This is a genomic window from Ideonella alba (assembly GCF_018069875.1).
GTDB classification, from domain to species: domain Bacteria; phylum Pseudomonadota; class Gammaproteobacteria; order Burkholderiales; family Burkholderiaceae_C; genus Ideonella; species Ideonella alba.
Genome location: NZ_JAGQDF010000008.1, coordinates 46,008 through 62,735, shown reverse-complemented (window position 1 = coordinate 62,735; position 16,728 = coordinate 46,008). Strand labels below are relative to the sequence as shown.

Annotated in this window: 13 protein-coding genes; 9 read left to right on the top strand and 4 right to left on the bottom strand. The window is 72.2% G+C overall.

The window, feature by feature from the left end; translation table 11 throughout:
- Nucleotides 1-3: 3 nt before the first annotated feature.
- Nucleotides 4-2,088 (bottom strand): PKD domain-containing protein, encoded by a 2,085-nt coding sequence (locus KAK07_RS14655; protein ID WP_210851714.1) that lies wholly within the window; start codon nt 2,086-2,088, stop codon nt 4-6.
- A 115-nt stretch (nt 2,089-2,203) separates the two neighbouring features.
- Nucleotides 2,204-5,113: an adenosylcobalamin-dependent ribonucleoside-diphosphate reductase gene (locus KAK07_RS14650; protein WP_210851713.1), complete on the bottom strand. Its 2,910-nt coding sequence runs from the start codon at nt 5,111-5,113 to the stop codon at nt 2,204-2,206.
- Between the two features lie 282 nt (nt 5,114-5,395).
- On the opposite strand from KAK07_RS14650, the gene KAK07_RS14645 reads away from it, so the two are divergent.
- Nucleotides 5,396-6,871 carry a methyl-accepting chemotaxis protein gene (locus KAK07_RS14645; protein WP_210851712.1) on the top strand — a complete coding sequence of 492 codons (1,476 nt, stop codon included), beginning with the start codon at nt 5,396-5,398 and terminating at the stop codon, nt 6,869-6,871.
- 63 nt (nt 6,872-6,934) lie between these two features.
- Here the strand turns inward: KAK07_RS14645 and KAK07_RS25800 are convergent, their stop codons facing one another.
- Both KAK07_RS25800 and KAK07_RS14635 read right to left on the bottom strand, forming a co-directional pair.
- Nucleotides 6,935-8,086: a GGDEF domain-containing protein gene (locus tag KAK07_RS25800; RefSeq protein ID WP_210851711.1), complete on the bottom strand. Its 1,152-nt coding sequence runs from the start codon at nt 8,084-8,086 to the stop codon at nt 6,935-6,937.
- A 90-nt stretch (nt 8,087-8,176) separates the two neighbouring features.
- A complete protein-coding gene (locus KAK07_RS14635; RefSeq protein ID WP_210851710.1) occupies nt 8,177-8,596 on the bottom strand; it encodes a VOC family protein in 420 nt (139 codons plus the stop codon).
- A 100-nt stretch (nt 8,597-8,696) separates the two neighbouring features.
- On the opposite strand from KAK07_RS14635, the gene soxR reads away from it, so the two are divergent.
- From soxR to KAK07_RS14595, 8 genes are all read left to right on the top strand, one after another.
- Nucleotides 8,697-9,185 (top strand): redox-sensitive transcriptional activator SoxR, encoded by a 489-nt coding sequence (gene soxR, locus KAK07_RS14630; RefSeq protein ID WP_210851709.1) that lies wholly within the window; start codon nt 8,697-8,699, stop codon nt 9,183-9,185.
- A 95-nt stretch (nt 9,186-9,280) separates the two neighbouring features.
- Nucleotides 9,281-9,664, top strand: a complete 384-nt coding sequence (locus tag KAK07_RS14625; protein ID WP_210851708.1) for a hypothetical protein — start codon at nt 9,281-9,283, stop codon at nt 9,662-9,664.
- 81 nt (nt 9,665-9,745) lie between these two features.
- A complete protein-coding gene (locus KAK07_RS14620; RefSeq protein ID WP_210851707.1) occupies nt 9,746-11,662 on the top strand; it encodes a sensor domain-containing diguanylate cyclase in 1,917 nt (638 codons plus the stop codon).
- Between the two features lie 11 nt (nt 11,663-11,673).
- A complete protein-coding gene (locus tag KAK07_RS14615; protein ID WP_210851706.1) occupies nt 11,674-13,443 on the top strand; it encodes an NAD(P)H-dependent oxidoreductase subunit E in 1,770 nt (589 codons plus the stop codon).
- Entirely contained in the window at nt 13,440-14,111 is a 672-nt protein-coding gene (locus KAK07_RS14610; RefSeq protein ID WP_210851705.1) for a 2Fe-2S iron-sulfur cluster-binding protein, read from the top strand. The genes KAK07_RS14615 and KAK07_RS14610 overlap by 4 nt, the downstream gene beginning before the upstream one ends.
- Before the next feature lie 136 nt (nt 14,112-14,247).
- On the top strand, nt 14,248-14,787 hold the full coding sequence (locus tag KAK07_RS14605) for an NADH-quinone oxidoreductase subunit B family protein (protein ID WP_210851704.1): 540 nt from the start codon (nt 14,248-14,250) through the stop codon (nt 14,785-14,787).
- A complete protein-coding gene (locus KAK07_RS14600; protein ID WP_210851703.1) occupies nt 14,780-16,273 on the top strand; it encodes a Ni/Fe hydrogenase subunit alpha in 1,494 nt (497 codons plus the stop codon). The genes KAK07_RS14605 and KAK07_RS14600 overlap by 8 nt, the downstream gene beginning before the upstream one ends.
- Nucleotides 16,270-16,716, top strand: a complete 447-nt coding sequence (locus tag KAK07_RS14595; RefSeq protein WP_210851702.1) for a hydrogenase maturation protease — start codon at nt 16,270-16,272, stop codon at nt 16,714-16,716. Before KAK07_RS14600 ends, KAK07_RS14595 begins: the two co-directional genes overlap by 4 nt.
- The last annotated feature ends 12 nt before the right edge of the window (nt 16,717-16,728 follow it).

The window sequence follows — 16,728 nt, the reverse complement described above, 5'->3', positions numbered from 1 at the left end:
CGCTCAGGGCGTCTCGCGCACGTAGAGGTCGATCGACGAGCCCGGATCGCGCGGATCCAGGTTGGTGCCGGCCGACGAGAACACCACCACGCCGGGGTTCAGGCGGGCGATCACCGGGTCCATCGAGGCGCCGTTGGCGACCGTGCCGGCGTTGTTCTGCGACACCAGGCTCAGCTGGCCGGTGACGCGGTCGCGCCGGTAGACCTGCTGCTGCGTGCCGCTGCCGGCCACCAGGTTGGTGGCGAAGGAGTCGAACACCAGGAAGCGGCCGTCGTGGCTGGCCGAGGCCAGGAAGCTCATGCCGTTGCTGCCCAGGCCATTGGCATTGACCGACTCGATCGCCAGCGCGCCGGTGCCCAGGTCGCGGCTGAACATCGCCCAGCTGCTGAACGCCACCGGCGTCAGGCTGCTGTCCCAGGAGGCGAAGAACACCGTGCGGCCATCGCCGGCCAGCACCGGCACATCCGCCTGGGTGCCCACGCGCACCGTGGTGCCGGCCGCCAGGTCGCGCACGAAGGCGTCCTGCTGGCCATTGCCGTCGCCGTCGACCAGGTCATTGGCGGCGCTGACGAAGGCGATCTTCTGGCCGTCGGCGCTGAGGCTGGGCGGGCGGGTCATCAGGTAGGGCACGCCCTGGCTTTGCGCGCCACCGGTGTGCACCGAGACGCGCTGGGTCTGGCCGCTCTGGCGGTCGAAGGCGAACAGGTCGGCCGCGCCGTTGGTGTCGCCGGCCACCAGGTTGCTGGCCTGGGACACATAGGCGATCCAGCGGCCATCAGCGCTGATGTTGGGCGCCCGGCTGTTGCCGTTGCTGCCGGTGGTGACCAGGCTGGTCGTGCCGCTGCGCAGGTCGCGCACGAAGATGTCGGCGAAGCCATTGCCGTCGCCGGCCACCAGGTCGGACGCGCCCGACTCGAAGACCACGCTGCGGCCATCGCCGCTGATCGCGCCCCACATCGACAGGCCGTTGCCCGACACCCCGGCCGGGTTGGTCGAGACCAGCGTAAAGCTGTTGTTCAGGCGGTCGTGCAGGTAGACGTCGTAGACACCATTGGTGTCGTTCGAGACCAGGGTGGCTGCGGTGGTGAAGACCACATAGCGGCCGTCGGCACTGACCGAGGGGCCGCTGCCGCCATAGGCGCGCAGCAGCACGCTGGTGCTGCTGTCCAGGGCCAGCACGCTGCGGCTGTTGCCGGCGCGGCCGGGCGCGCCGGCGCCGTCGATGGCGCGCAGCGCATAGTGGTAGGTGGTGCCGGGCACGACGCTGGTGTCGACCCAGGCGGTGGCCTTGCCCGGGAGCGTGGTGAGCTGGCCGCCCAGGCTGGCGCACTGGCCGACGTCGGGCACGGCCACCAGCGCGCGGCAGACTTCGTAGCTGGCGGCCTTGTTGACGGCCGTCCAGTTCAGCTGCACCCGGCGGGCGCCGGCCTGCAGCTCCGGCGTGACCGGCGGCAGCTGCGGGACCAGCCACAGCGACAGCAGATCGGTGCTGGTGGCGCCCTGGTTGTCGGTGGCCAGCACCTGGAACACCACTTCCTTGAGGCTCTTGACGCCCGGCACGGTGTAGCTGATGCAGGTCTGGCCATCCTGCAGCACCAGGTTCTTCAGCGTCGGGCCGCTCAGTTGCGTCCACTGGCGCGAGACGATGGTGCCGTCGTAGTCGAAGCCGCTGGCGCAGCTCTGGCCGTTGGCGTACTTGTAGACGCTGCGGTTGGCACCGATGCTCAGCAGCGGCGGCATGTTGGACGCCGTGGCCCGCACCCGGATCACCACCTCGTCCGACTGCGTGGCGCCCTGGGCATCCACCGCCTGGAAGCGAAAGCGCAGGTCGGTGTCCTGCGTCACCGACGGCGCCACAAAGGTGGGGTTGGGCACCGTGGTGCTCGACAGCGTGACGGTCGGCCCGGCCAGCTGGGTCCACTGGGTGCCGCTCATCGGCAGGTTGTGCAGGTTCAGCGCACTGCCGGTCAGGCGGGTGGTCTGGCCGATGTTGACCTGCTGATCGATGCCGGCGTCGATGACAGCCGCCTTCACGGCGGCGGGAATCAGCAGCGCCAGCGCGGTGGCGCGAAGAAAGGCTCGGGGCATGGGCAAGGGTCCTGCGGGGTGATCCGGGGCGGGGCCCCACGCCCCGCACCGTCACCCGCTAACGCCAGCGTCGCCCGCCCGGAGGCTCACGCCGCCCGCCCCTTGTTCAAGGGGGTCAGCCGCACTGCCCCACGTAGCCGCAGGCGGTGCAGAAGTCGCAGCCGTCCTTGTGGATCATCGTGGCGTTGCCGCACTCGGGGCAGGGCTTGCCGGCCATCGGGGCCACCGTGACGGCGCCATCGGCCTTGGGGCGCGGGGCCTCGAGGATGCCCATCTCACGCAGCGGGAAGCCCTGCTCATCCAGCACACCCAGCATCGCGTAGCGGTGGATCACCAGGCGGGCGATGTAGGCCACGGTGGACGGCCAGGTCTGCTGGCGCTTCTCGCCGGGCACCGGTGCCATGAAGTGGCCCAGCGGCTCGCCGACGTTGAGCAGCTTGCGCAGCTTCATGCCGATCCAGGCCGGGTCGATCACCCGCATGTCCAGCGACAGCAGGCGCGCCAGGCCGTCGTAGGCCTTGGGGTAGTTGCCCGAGAAGCCCACGGCACAGGGCCGGGTGACATAGCCGGTGCCGACATCGGGCGCCGCCAGGGCCACCTCCTTGAGCGTCATCGTGAACGACTCCTGGGTGCCGGGGTTCTCGATGTCCACCGCCCAGGCCAGCGTGCCGGCCGAGCTGGTGCGCGGCTCCTCGCGGCTGAACATGGCGTCGAGCACCGGGGTCGGGCCGCCTTCTTCCAGCGCGCCGAGCTGTTCGCAGCGCCAGCGGATCACGCTGCCGGTGGCCGCCACCACGCCGGGGAACAGGCGCTTCTCGCCATGCGGCGGGAAGGCCATCTCGAAGCTGCGCTCCTCGGCCACGGTGGCCAGCGCATCCAGCTTGAGCTTGAGCCAGGCCGGGTCGTTGACGCGCATGTCCATCGACAGGGTCTTGGCCAGCGCGCCCAGGCCGCGCGGCTGCTCGGCGCCGTTGACCCACACCTCGAAGGGCAGGTTCTTGCCGAACAGGCCGCCGTCGGGGCCCTCGGCCGGCAGCTCGCCCACGAACAGCGCGAAGTCGCCGTGCGGGTGCTGGATCATGTAGCTCCAGGCCGGGTTGCCGCCGCGCAGTTCCGGCCGGCCCGGCCAGCGCAGCGAGGTCAGCACCGGCTTGGGCAGCTTCTCCAGCTTCAGGCGCTGGTTGGCGTGGTCGGCCACCAGCGGCGCCGGCTGGGCGGTGGTGGCGGGCTCGACGCTCAGCACCGAGCCCAGGATGGCGTTGGGCCGGTAGGTGGCCAGGCCCTTGAGGCCGCTCTTCCAGGCGGTGGTGTAGAGGTCCTGGAAGTCGGCGTAGGGGTAGTCGGCCGGCACGTTGACGGTCTTGGAGATCGCCGTGTCGATGCACGGCGCCACCGCGGCCACCATCAGCGCATGGGCCTCGGCGCTCATCTCCAGCGCGGTGACAAAGGCCTCCGTCAGCGGCGCGTTGTCGCCCTTGAGGTGGCGGTACAGGCGCCAGGCGTGGTCCTCGACCGCGTACTCTTTGAAGCTGCCGTCGGGCATGCGCTTCTTGCGGTTGTAGGTCCAGCTGAACGCGGGCTCGATGCCATTGCTGGCGTTGTCGGCGAAGGCCAGGCTGATCGTGCCGGTGGGCGCGATGGACAGCAGGTGCGAGTTGCGCAGGCCGTGTTCGCGGATGCGCTCCTTGACCGCCGCCGGCAGGCGGGTGGCGAAGCTGGCGCCACTGAGGTACATGTCGGCGTTGAACAGCGGGAAGGCGCCGCGCTCCTGGGCCAGGTCGACACTGGCGTTGTAGGCGCCGTCGCGCATCACCTCGGAGATATGGCGCGCCATGTCGCGGGCGGCGGGCGTGTCATAGCGCAGGCCCAGCATCACCAGCGCATCGCCCAGGCCGGTGAAGCCCAGGCCGACGCGGCGCTTGTTGGCGGCCTCTTCGCGCTGGCGCTCCAGCGGCCAGACGGTGACGTCGAGCACGTTGTCCAGCATGCGGGTGGCCACCTTGACCACGTCGGTGAAGGCAGCGTCGTCGAAGCTGGCGTCGGCCTCAAACGGGTTGCGCACGTAGTGCGTCAGGTCGATCGAGCCCAGGCAGCAGCAGCCGTACGGCGGCAGCGGCTGCTCGGCGCAGGGGTTGGTGGCGCTGATGGTCTCGCAGTAGGACAGGTTGTTGTCCAGGTTGATGCGGTCCAGGAACAGCACGCCGGGCTCGGCATGGTCGTAGGTGGAGCGCATCACCTGGTCCCACAGCGTGCTGGCCGCCACCTTGCGGTAGACCCACATCCCGTCGGCGCGCTGGTAGGCGCCGGCGGCCTTCTGCTTGTCGCCGGGCTCGGCGCGGTGCACCAATTCCACATCCGAGCCGGCCTGCACCGCCTGCATGAAGGCGTCGGTCACGCCGATCGAGATGTTGAAGTTGCGCAGGTCGCCTTCGTCCTTGGCGTGGATGAAGTCCTCGATGTCCGGGTGGTCGCAGCGCAGCACGCCCATCTGGGCGCCGCGGCGGGCGCCGGCCGATTCCACCGTCTCGCAGGAGCGGTCAAACACCCGCATGTAGCTGACCGGGCCCGAGGCGCTGGACTGGGTGGAGCCGACCCAGGCGCCCTTGGGCCGGATGCGCGAAAAGTCATAGCCCACGCCGCCGCCGCGGCGCATGGTTTCGGCGGCCTCGGTCAGTGCGGTGTAGATGCCGGGGAAGCCCTCTTCCACCGAGGCGATCGAGTCGCCCACCGGCTGCACGAAGCAGTTGATCAGGGTGGCGGTCAGGTCGGTGCCGGCGGCCGAGTTGATGCGCCCGGCCGGCACGAAGCCGCGGCGCTGGGCCTCGAAGAAGCGGGCCTCCCAGTGGGCCCGGTGCTCGGGCGCCTCGACCGCCGCCAAGGCGCGGGCGACGCGAGCGCGCACTTCGTCTACCGTGCGCTCGTCGCCTTTGGCGTATTTCTCGACCAGCACCTCTTCGCTGATCGGTTGGGCGGGCAGGCTGTCGAGCAGCGAGGGCTGGCGGGGGGCGGTGCGGGTTCGGCTCATGGGCGCAGGGGGGCGGTGGTCGCAAGACTGGAGAAATTCACAGCCCCGCATCATCCTCGAATTTGCCCGCGATGCAATCGGGGTGGCAACGACCGAAGGGCCATCCCCACCTGGGCTTGACACGTCGCAAACGGGAACGATGGAGCAGATCGGGATAGACCCGGATGATCGAGCGATTGGGGCCGCCGGGCACGACGCACAGTCGGATGGGTCCCCGTCCCTGGGTCGGGGTTAAATGTTTGCGTGCACTCACTTCGAGCAATGCCACCATCCGCACTGCCCATGACTGCTCCCCAAGCCTTCGCCCTGTCTCTGGCATTCGCCCTGGCGCTGCTGGCGTTGGCCCACTTCAGCGTCTGGCGCGCGATGCGCCAGGGCTGCTGGGCCGCGTTCGCCGCCACCTGCGGGCTGGCCACGCTGTATTTCCTGCTGGATCATCGGATGCCGGTGGTCGGCGACCGACCGAACCTGGTGGGCACGGTGGCCGGTTTCCTGCTGATGATGCTGGGCTGGTTGTCGGTGGGGGCCTACCTGGGCCTGCCACGCCGCGCCCTGATCCGTCTGGGTGCGCTGCTCGTTGCCCATGGCACGGTGGTGGCGGTGGCCGTGGCCGGCGGCTGGCTGAGCCGGCTCGGGCTGTTCGCCAACTATGCGCTGATGGCCTGGCTGGTGCTGGCCGCCGCCTGGCGCACCGGTGGCGATACGCGCCGGCAGTCGCGCGGCGTGGTCGCCAGCGCGGCGCTGCTCTACCCGGCCGTGGTCAGCGCAGCGGTGCTGGGTTGGCTGGAACCCCTGCACCTGCGCTATGCGATGTCGCTGCCGATGGTCATCGTCGGCACCGCGATGCTGGTCGAGGGCACGCTGATGGCCCAGCGCCAGGCGCAGGCCGCGGTCGAAGCCACACGCGCCGCGCAGGACCGCCTGCAGGCGGTGGTGCAGGCGCTGGCCGAGGGCTCGGGCCGGGTGGCCAGCACGGGCCAGACGATGTCCGAGGGCGCCCAGATGCTGGCCATGCGGACCGACGAGCAGACCAGCCACATCCGCGAGACCGCCGACGCGGTGCGCGGCGTGGTCACCCAGGTGCAGCTGACCAGCGCCCACGTGAGCGCCGTGGACGCCACCTGCCAGGCGCTGGAGCAGCAGGCGCGCCAGGGCAGCCAGGAGGTGCAGGACACGGTGGGCTCGATCGAACGCATCGACCAGCGCACCCGCGAGATGGACGAGGCGATCGTGCTGATCGAGGCGATCGCCTTCCAGACCAACCTGCTGTCGCTCAATGCGGCGATCGAGGCTGCGCGCGCCGGTCAGGCCGGGCGCGGCTTCGCGGTGGTGGCGTCCGAGGTGCGCACACTCTCCTCCCGCACCCGCGACGCCGCGGCCCAGGTGCGCGCCTTGATCGAGCGCGCGCGCCAGCAATCGGGCGACGGCGTGCAGCGCGTGCTGCATGTGCGCGAGACGCTGCAGCGCATGACCGGCTCGGTGCAGGACGTGGCGGCACGCATGCGCGAGGTCGCGGAGGATGCCAGCCGCCAGCGCGAGGCGCTGGACGGGGTGCTGGGTCACCTGGACGCACTGACCACGCTGACCGACGCCAACGCCAGCATGGTGGCACACAGCGTGATGGCCTCCGACGACATGAACGCCAGCGCGCGCCAACTGACCGAAGTGGTGGCGCGTGCCCAGGGTCAGGGCAGCGCGCCTCGGCCAGTTGTGGCGCCTGTGACGGCAGAGGCGGAGCCCGCGATCGAGTTCTTCTGAGCCCTCAGGGCTGGCAGATGCCCCGCTGCCGTGGCCGGCGCCGCGGCGCGCCGTCAGGTCCTGTCACCCGGCCACCACCACCCGGTCGCGTCCCTCCGCCTTGGCGCGGTACATCGCCCGGTCGGCGCGGTCGATCAGCGCCTGCGGTGAGGCCTCGCCCGGCAGCACCTGGGCCACGCCGATGCTCACCGTCAGCGGCTCGCCCAGCGTCTGCTGCGCGGCCTGGCGCAGGCTCTCGCGCAGGCGGTCGCAGGCCAGTTGCGCTGCGGCCAGGCTGCTGCCCGGCATCGACAGCAAGAACTCCTCGCCGCCCCAGCGGCCCAGGGTCTCGCCAACGCGGATGCGCGATTGCAGGTGACGGGCCACGAAGACCAGCACCTCGTCGCCGCGCGCATGGCCGTGGCGGTCGTTGATCGACTTGAAGTGGTCGACATCGATCAGCGCCAGTGACAGGCCGCTCATCTGGCGCTGGTGGCGCGCCCAGTCGACCGCCAGACCGTCCTCGGTGGCGCGGCGGTTGGGCAGGCCGGTCAGGTGGTCCTGCCGCGCGCTGGCGCGCCACTGGCTGATCAGACGACCCAGCAGCAGGAACAGGTAGCCGAAGTTGAACACCGCCGAGGCCACCAGCGAGGCCAGCACCTGCGGCACCCGGGCCGCCTGCTGCATCTGGCCCAGCGCCGGCGCGCCCAGCATCAGGTGCATCACGCCACTGGCCAGACCGGTCAGGCCGGTCAGTGCGCTGGGCAGCAGCACCGCCAGCGCGGCCAGCGTACCGGCACGCCGGCGCAGCGGCCGCCACAGCAGCGCCACGCTGGACAGCAGCAGCACGCCCAGGCCAAACGCATACGGCGTCTCCTGCCAGCGCCGCCGCAGGGCGGGGTCCTCGACCCACAGCGCGCTGAGCACGATCGGCAGCAGGGTCAGCACGGTCAGGGGCAGCAGCCAGCGGTCCAGCGTGGCGCGGCCGCGGGTGAACAGGTCGATGCCGCGGGTGGCAGCGACAAAGCCCAGCACCGACAGCACCAGGCTGGCCATCGGCGGCCGCAGGCCCTGCGCCATCGGCTCGGCAGCCAGCCAGGCAGAGGCCGCCTGCATCAGCGCGTAGGCCGCCCAGTGGGACAGCGCCGCCCGCTCCTCGGCCAGGTAGACCGCGGCCAGGGCCCAGCCCAGCCCGTAGAGCGCCAGCTGCAGTCCGGCAATCGCTTCGATCGGCACGCGGCCCCTCCCCGCCCCCGGCAGGCGGCGAAGGCCGCCCGAGCCCGGCGCGTCGTCAGGTTATCGGCGGCGCGGCTCGCGGGCTTGAGCTCAGGCGTACTCGAGACGCTCGGCCAAGCGGTCGCTGCGGTACTCGACGAACTCGAACTGCACACTGCCCTCGTCCACCAGGTAGGCGCTGCGGCGCACCGCGCTGCTACCGCCCCAGTGGTCGAGCGGCCAACCGGCGGCCTGCAGCCGCGCCACCACCGCCTCCACATCGGGGACGATAAAGCCCAGGTGCTTGACGCCCACCGCATGGCCCTGCCAGTCCAGGGCCTCGCCGTCGCCCTGCGATTGCAGCGCCAGGTACTGCTGCTCATCGCCCACATGCAGCCAGCGGATGCGGCGGCCGGACCAGTCCATCGTGCCCTCGCCGCGCACCCGCCAATGGGGCAGCGCGGTCAGGATGAAGTGCAGCGTGCGGTCCAGGTCGCGCACGGTGAGGTTGGCGTGTTCCAGGGTGATCATGGGGTCTGTCCTTTCAGGTTGCAGGGTGGCCGGCTTGCAAAGCGCCGGGGGCTGGCGCTATTCTCAAAGTTCAAGTGAACTTCAAGTCAAGAGGTGCGGCATGGCCACGAGCCCGGAGGACGGCTGGCTGACGATCGGCGAGCTGGCGCGACGCGCCGGCGTGGCGGCCAGCACGCTGCGCTTCTACGAGGCCGAGGGCCTGATCCGCGGCGGCCGCAGCAGTGGCAACCAGCGCCGCTACGCCAAGGACACGCTGCGGCGCGTGGCCTTCATCCGCGTGGCGCAGGGCGTGGGTCTGGGCCTGGCCGAGGTGCGCCAGGCGCTGGCCACGCTGCCCGACGCCCGCACCCCCACCGCGGCCGACTGGAAGCGCCTGTCCAGCGCCTGGCAGCCGCTGCTGCAGGCGCGCATCGACGCCCTGTGTGCGCTGCGCGACCAGCTCGAGAGCTGCATTGGCTGCGGCTGCCTGTCGCTCAAGGCCTGCCGGCTCTACAACCCCGGGGATGGCGCTGCCCGCTGGGGGGCCGGCCCGCGCTACCTGATGGGCAACCGCTCGTCGGATCTGGACAGCGCCGCCACCGAGTCTTGACGCCCATCAAGACCCCTGGTCGCGCGGCCACGACGCCTGGCTTGACAGTCCTCAAACATGCGCGTGGAATTCAGGTTTTGCCGCCGTCGCCGACCATGTCCAGCCGCACCATCCCGATCGCCGCCGCCTGTGAGCCGGGGGCTGAACCCAGCCGCTGCCAGGCCTGCGGTGGCGGCGAGATCGCGCCGCCCTGCGGTGCCTCGGTGCGCGGCCTGCCCTGCGCGGCACCGCGCCTGGAAGGCCCCAGCGACCTGCTGCAGCGGGTGATGGGCGAGCTCACCGAGGCCCTGGACCGCGAGAGCCGCGGCTGCGTCGCCGCCCGCGATTTCGTCCATCTGTTGCGGGTGCAGGACGGCGAGGCCGAACTGCGCCTGGGTGTGCACCCCGACCACGCCGGCATCCAGCTGATGGACACCGCCTTCCAGACGCTGCGCCGCCTGCTGCCCGACACCGACATCTACGTGCAGCAACTGGCCTGACGTCCGGCCAGCGCCGGCCGTAAGATCGGGGCAGGCCGGGGTCACCCGACAGCGGCCAGCCGCACTGGGAGCCAACGGTTGTTGTCCGCGCGCTTCGCTGAATCGGTCCACGGCCGCGTCACGGCCTGGGTCGTGCTCGCCGTCTCGGTGCTGATGACCGTGCTGGCCTGGCGCGCGGCCGAGCGCTACCAGGCCGACGATGCGCGCGGCCGCTTCGAGGCCGCGGTCGACGCCACGCAACTGCGCATTGTCGAGCGCCTGCGCAACTACGAACTGGTGCTGCGCACCGGCGCCGGCCTGTTCGCCGCCAGCCAGGAGGTCAGCGCCGACGAGTGGCGCGCCTTCACCGCCCGCATCGACCTGCAGCGCAGCTACCCCGGCCTGCAGGGCCTGGGCTACGCGGTGCTCACCGCGCCCCCCACACCCCAGGCGGCCGAGGGCCGCAGCGCCATCATCTACCTCGAGCCCCAGGACTGGCGCAACCAGCGCGCACTGGGCTTCGACATGCTGTCCGAGCCGGTGCGCCTGAGCGCGATGGCCCGCGCCCGCGACGAGGGTGGCGCCGCGCTGAGCGGCCGCGTCACGCTGCTGCAGGAAACCGTGGAGGACATGCAGCACGGCACGCTGATGTACTGGCCGGTCTACCGCAGCGGTGCGCCGCTGGACAGCGTGGCGGCGCGCCGTGCCGCGCTGCAGGGGTGGGTGTACGCGCCGTTTCGCATGCGCGACCTGATGGACGGCATCCTGCCCGCCCAAGGCCAGCAGGTGGCGTTCGCGCTGCACGATGGCGACCGCGTCGACCCGGCCCGCCAGCTGGTCGCCAGCGGCACCGCCCAGCCCGGCACCCGCTACCGCGCGCAGCGGCAGATGATGATCGCCGGCGCGGTCTGGACGGTCGATTTCTTTGCCACACCGGCCTTCGAGGAGGCCGCGCACAGCCTGCAGCCGGCGCTGATCGGCCTGGGTGGGCTGCTGGTCGACCTGCTGCTGTTCGGCGCGCTGCACGCGCTGGCGCGCAACGGGCGCCTGCTGGCCGAGCGCAACCTGGAGCTGCAGCGCAGCCGCGAGGCCCTGTCGCGCGAGCAGGCCGCGCTGCGCGAGCGCGAGCGGCGCTACCGCGGCGTCGTCGAGTCCACCCGCGAGGGCTTCCTGATGGCCGACCACCAGGGCCGCATCACCGAGGTCAATGACGCCTACCTGGCGCTCAGCGGCTTCCCGCGCGAGGCGCTGATCGGCCAGCCGATCGGCAGCGTCGATGCACAGCTGGACGCTGCGGCGCTGCAGGAGATCGCCCACCGTGTGCAGCTCCAGGGCCACCTGCGCTTCGAGACCCGGCACCGGCGCGCCGACGGCCCGCCCTGGCCGGTCGAGGTCTCGCTGAGCCGCCAGGCCGAGGACGGCGCGGTGTTCGCTTTCGTGCACGACCTGGGCGAGCTCAAGCGCCTGGAGGCCGAGCGACAGCAGGCCACCGAGCAGATCCGCCGCCTGGCCTTCCACGATGCGCTGACCCAGCTGCCCAACCGGCGCCTGCTGCTCGACCGGCTGGGGCAGGCGCTGTCCGCCGCGCGGCGCACGCGCCAGCACGGCGCGCTGCTGTTCATCGACCTGGACCACTTCAAGGCGCTGAACGACACCCACGGCCACGCCGCCGGCGACGAGGTGCTGGTGCAGTGCGCCCAGCGCCTGCAGGCCTGCACCCGTGCCGAGGACACGGTGGCACGGCTGGGCGGCGACGAGTTCGTGCTGATGATGGCCAGCGGCCTGCCCGAGGACCCGGCCGAGGCCCTGGCCCAGGTGCGGGTGGTGGCCGACAAGCTGCTGGCAACACTGGACCTGCCCTACGCGGTGGCGGACACGCAGCACCACTGCTCGCCCAGCATCGGTGCCACGCTGTTCCGCGACCAGGCGGCGGCCGAAGACGTCTTGCGGCAGGCCGACGACGCGATGTACCGTGCCAAGCGCGAAGGCCGCCGCGCGCTGCGTTTCGCCACCCTCTGACCCTGCCCTGCATGAGCACAGCGATCACCGACCTGCTGCACCGCCACGGCCACCGCCGCGATCGCCTGGTGCAGCTGCTGCACGACGTGCAAGCCCTGCAGGGCTGGCTGCCGCGCCCGGCGCTGGCCGAGCTGGCCGCCGGCCTGGGCCTGAGCGCCGCGGTGGTCGAGGGCGTGGCCGGCTTCTACCGCTTCTTCCACCTGCAGCCGGTGGGCCGCTACCACCTGCTGTTCGCCGACAACGTCACCGACCGTTTCGCCGGCAGCCGGGCGCTGGCCGCCGACCTGTGCCGCCGGCTGTGGCTGGAGCCCGGGCGCACCAGCGAGGACGGCCTGGCCCGGGTGGGCTTCACCTCCTGCACCGGCCTGGGCGACCAGGGCCCGGCGCTGCTGCTCAACCAGCAGCGGGTGATCACCCGGCTCGACGGCGGCCGCATCGCCGAGATCGCCGAGCTGGTGCGCGCCCAGGTGCCGGTGGCCGAGTGGCCCGCGGAGTGGTTCGTGGTCGAGCCCGGGGTGCGCCGGCCCGGCGTGCTGCTGAACGCGCCTGCGCCGCGCGGCGAGGCCATCGTCGCCACCCGCGCCCGCGGTGCCGCCGCCGCGCTGGACGAGGTGCAGGCCAGCGGCCTGCGCGGCCGCGGCGGGGCCGGCTACCCCACGCATGCCAAGTGGCGCGCCTGCCTGGCCGCGCCGCTGGCCGCCGGACAGACGCGGGTGGTGGTCTGCAATGCCGACGAGGGCGAGCCCGGCACCTTCAAGGACCGGGTACTGCTGATGCAGCACGCCCACGCGGTGTTCGAGGGCATGGGCGTGGCCGCCGAGGTGCTGGGCGCGCGCCAGGGCCTGGTCTACCTGCGCGCCGAGTACCGTTTCCTGCTGGAGGGCCTGCAGGCGGTGCTGGCCGAGCGCCGGGCGGCCGGCCTGCTGGGGCCGCACTTCGACATCGAGATCCACCTGGGCGCCGGCGCGTACGTCTGCGGCGAGGAGAGCGCGCTGATCGAGTCGCTCGAGGGCAAGCGCGGCACGCCGCGCATCCGCCCGCCCTTTCCGGTGGAGCGCGGCTACCTGGGCCAGCCCACGGTGGTCAACAACGTCGAGACCTTTGCCGCGGTGGCCTGGATCGCCCGCCACGGCGCCGCCGCCTGGGCGGCGCTGGGCACGCCCGAGAGCCGCGGCAGCAAGCTGCATTCGGTCAGCGGCGACGTGTCGCGCCCCGGTGTCTACGAGCTGCCCTTCGGCACCCCGCTGGCCGAGCTGCTGCGCGAGGCCGGCGCCCATGACGTGCAGGCGGTGCAGCTGGGCGGCCCGTCGGGCCTGCTGCTGGCGCCACCCGACTTCGAGCGCCGCCTGGGCTTCGAGGACCTGCCCACCGCCGGCGCGCTGATGGTGTTCAACCGCCAGCGCGACCTGCTGGAGGTGGTGCGCGGCTTCGCCCAGTTCTTCGCCCACGAGAGCTGCGGCTTCTGCACGCCCTGCCGCGTGGGCACCGAACTGGTCGTGCGGCGCCTGGACAAGCTGCATGCCGGCCACGGCTCGCCCTTCGACGAACGCGAGCTGCGCGACCTGGAGGCGCTGATGCACGGCACCACCCACTGCGGTCTGGGCGCCAGCGCCACCAACCCGCTGCGCGACCTGCTGCAGCGCTTCCCCGAGGCGCTGCGCAGCCGCTCGCCGCATGCCGGCTTCGTGCCCGGCTTCGACCTCGACGCCGAGCTGGCCTCGGCGCGCGCCGCCACCGGCCGCGACGACCGCCACGCCCACCTGGACCAGGTTCCCCGATGAGTGCCACCTTTGACCTCGACGGCCAGCCGGTGCCCTTCGAGCCCGGCGACACGCTGATCGCCGCCGCGGCGCGCGCCGGCCACCCCATCCCGCACCTGTGCTGGGACCCGCGCCTGGGCCCCAGCGGCGCCTGCCGGCTGTGCACGGTGGAGGTCGACGGCCGCCCCGCCGCCGCCTGCACCACCCGCGCCCTGGCCGGCCTGCGCGTGGCCTGCCGCACCGACGCGCTGCAGGCGCGGCGCCGCCAGCTGCTGCAGATGCTGTTCGTCGAGGGCAACCACTTCTGCCCCTCGTGCGAGAAGAGCGGCGGCTGCGCGCTGCAGAGCGCCGCCTACGACGCCGGCATGACCGGGCCACAGTGGGAGGAGTTCTACCCGCAGCGCGCGGTGGACGCCAGCCACCCCGAGCTGTGGCTGGACACCAACCGCTGCATCCTGTGCAAGCTGTGCGTGCGCGCCAGCACCGAACTCGACGGCAAGGGCGTCTTCGCCATCGGCGGCCACGGCATCCACACCCGGCTGATCGTCAACTCGCCCAGTGGCCGCCTGGCCGACAGCCAGCTCGCCCCCGGCGACGAGGCCGCGCAGATCTGCCCGGTGGGCGCGATCCTGCCCAAGCGGCGCGGTTTCGCGGTGCCGATCAGCGAGCGTGCGGAAGACAAGGGATGAAGCCCCCAAGCTCGCTGGCGCTCGCTCCCCCCCGAGGGGGCCGCCCACCAGCGGCCCGGCAGAGCCGGTTCCGCGGCGGGAACCCTGGTCTGACCCGCTCCGCCGCGGTTGGTGCGATGCACTTCGGAACACGAACATGAGCAAACCGCGGATCGCAACGGTGTCGCTGGCCGGCTGCTTCGGCTGCCACATGTCGCTGCTCGACATCGACGAGCGGCTCTTCGCGCTGGCCGAGCTGGTCGAGTTCGACCGCAGCCCGCTGACCGACCTGAAGGAGGTGGGTCCCTGCGACATCGGCCTGATCGAGGGCGGGCTGTGCAATGCCGAGAACGTCGAGGTGCTGCGCACCTTCCGCCGCCAGTGCCGCGTGCTGGTGGCCGTGGGCGCCTGCGCGATCAACGGCGGCCTGCCGGCACAGCGCAACGGCCGCGACATCGGCCGCCTGATGGCCGAGGTCTACCACGCCCGCCCCGGCCTGGCCGAGGGCAGCGGCATCCCCAATGACCCCGAGCTGCCGCTGCCGCTGGCGCGCGTGCACCCGATCCACGAGGTGGTCCACATCGACCACTGCCTGCCCGGCTGCCCGCCCTCGGCCGATGCGATCTGGGCCTGCCTCACCGCACTGCTGGATGGCCGCGATCCCGCCCTGCCCCGCCCACTGATCCGCTATGACTGAGCCCCTGCCCAGCGGCTTGCGCCGCGTCGCCATCGATCCCGTCTCGCGCGTCGAGGGGCATGGCAAGGTCACGCTGCTGCTCGACGATGCCCACCGCGTGCGCCAGGCGCGGCTGCACATCGTCGAGTTCCGCGGCTTCGAGGCCTTCATCGTCGGCCGCCCCTACTGGGAGGTGCCGGTGATGGTGCAGCGCCTGTGCGGCATCTGCCCGGTGTCGCACCACCTGGCGGCCAGCAAGGCGCTGGACGTGGCGCTGGGCCTGCAGGCGCCGCCCGCCGCGCAGGCGCTGCGCCGGCTGATGCACCACGCGCAGATCATGCAGTCGCATGCGCTGCACTTCTTCCACCTGTCCTCGCCCGACCTGCTGCTGGGTTTCGACAGCGAGGTGGCGCGGCGCAACATCGTCGGCATCGCCCAGGCCCACCCGGATGTCGCCCGCCAGGGCGTGCTGCTGCGCGCCTTCGGCCAGGAACTGATCCGCCTGACCAGCGGCAAGAAGGTGCACGGCACCGGCTCGATCCCCGGCGGCGTCAACCGCCAACTGACGGCCGACGAGGTGGCCCAGGCCCGCGCCCAGGTGCCGCAGATGCTGGCCTGGTGCGAACAGGCGGTGGACCTGGCCGAGCGGCTGTGGGCCGCCAACCGGCCGCTGCACGAGGGCTTCGGCGCGTTTCGCTCGTCCTTCATGGGCCTGGTGGCGCCCGATGGCACGCTGGACCTGTACGACGGCGCGCTGCGCGTGCGCAGTGCGGAGGGCGCCCGACTGCTCAATGACGTCAGCGTGCAGCAGTACCTGGACCACATCGAGGAGGCCAGCGAGCCCTGGAGCTACATGAAGTTCCCCTACCTGAAGGCGCTGGGCCGCGAGGCCGGCAGCTACCGGGTGGGCCCGCTGGCGCGGCTGCAGGTGGCCGATCGCCTGTCCACGCCGCGCGCCGAGGCGCGCCGCCAGGCCTTCCTGGCCGAGGCCCGGGACGGCGGCGTGTTCGGCTCGCTGGCCTACCACCGCGCGCGGCTGATCGAGATGCTGCATGCGATGGAGCTGATCGCCGACGGCCTGGACGACCCGGCGCTGCTGGGCGGCGAGCTGGCGCAGCCGATGCCGCGCCCGCAGCCCGGCCAGCGGCGCGAGGGCGTGGGCGTGATCGAGGCGCCGCGCGGCACGCTGATCCACCACTACGTGCTGGGCGACGACGACCTGGTGCAGTGGTGCAACCTGATCGTCAGCACCACCCACAACAACGCGGCGATGAACGAGGCGATCCGCCAGGTGGCCGACACCTATTTTGACGGCCGCGAACTCAGCGAGGGTCTGCTCAACCACGTCGAGGTGGCCGTGCGCGCCTACGACCCCTGCCTGAGCTGCGCCACCCATGCGCTGGGGCAGATGCCGCTGGCGCTGGACCTGGTGGGCGGCGACGGCACGCTGCGCCAACGCCTGGTGCGCGACAGCGACGGCCGCATCACCGACGCCGCGCCCGCGTGAGGCCGCCGCTGCTGATCGGCATCGGCAACCCGGCCCGGGGCGACGATGGCCTGGGCCCGGCGCTGGTCGAGGCGCTGCAGACCGAACCCGGCCTGGAAGCGATCGCCGTCTTCCAGCTGCAGGTCGAGGACGCGCTGCTGCTGGCCGACCGGCCGGCGGTGCTGTTCGTCGACGCTGCCCGGCCCGGCCATGCCGGCGACGGCGTGCAGTTGCGGCCGATCAGCGCGCAGCCGGACCGCGCCCCGATCAGCCACGCGTTGCAGCCCGAGGCGCTGCTGGCGGTGGCCCGCGACGTGCTGGGCCAGGCACCGCCGCCGGCCGCGCTGCTGGCCATCGAGGGCGAGCACTTCGGCCTGGGTGAAGGTCTCAGCGGGGTCGCTGCCGCCCGGATGCCCGTCGCGCAGGCGCTCGTGCGCGACTGGCTGACCCGCGCTGTGGCCTAATCTCGTCTTGCC

Excerpts from the sequence above, each read along its gene's own strand:
- KAK07_RS14615 (WP_210851706.1), top strand. The coding sequence starts at position 11,674 with ATGAGCACAGCGATCACCGACCTGCTGCACCGCCACGGCCACCGCCGC.
- KAK07_RS14625 (WP_210851708.1), top strand. The coding sequence starts at position 9,281 with ATGTCCAGCCGCACCATCCCGATCGCCGCCGCCTGTGAGCCGGGGGCT.
- KAK07_RS14635 (WP_210851710.1), bottom strand. The coding sequence starts at position 8,596 with ATGATCACCCTGGAACACGCCAACCTCACCGTGCGCGACCTGGACCGC.
- KAK07_RS14655 (WP_210851714.1), bottom strand. The coding sequence starts at position 2,088 with ATGCCCCGAGCCTTTCTTCGCGCCACCGCGCTGGCGCTGCTGATTCCC.
- KAK07_RS14650 (WP_210851713.1), bottom strand. The coding sequence starts at position 5,113 with ATGAGCCGAACCCGCACCGCCCCCCGCCAGCCCTCGCTGCTCGACAGC.
- soxR (WP_210851709.1), top strand. The coding sequence starts at position 8,697 with ATGGCCACGAGCCCGGAGGACGGCTGGCTGACGATCGGCGAGCTGGCG.
- KAK07_RS14610 (WP_210851705.1), top strand. The coding sequence starts at position 13,440 with ATGAGTGCCACCTTTGACCTCGACGGCCAGCCGGTGCCCTTCGAGCCC.
- KAK07_RS14600 (WP_210851703.1), top strand. The coding sequence starts at position 14,780 with ATGACTGAGCCCCTGCCCAGCGGCTTGCGCCGCGTCGCCATCGATCCC.
- KAK07_RS14605 (WP_210851704.1), top strand. The coding sequence starts at position 14,248 with ATGAGCAAACCGCGGATCGCAACGGTGTCGCTGGCCGGCTGCTTCGGC.
- KAK07_RS14645 (WP_210851712.1), top strand. The coding sequence starts at position 5,396 with ATGACTGCTCCCCAAGCCTTCGCCCTGTCTCTGGCATTCGCCCTGGCG.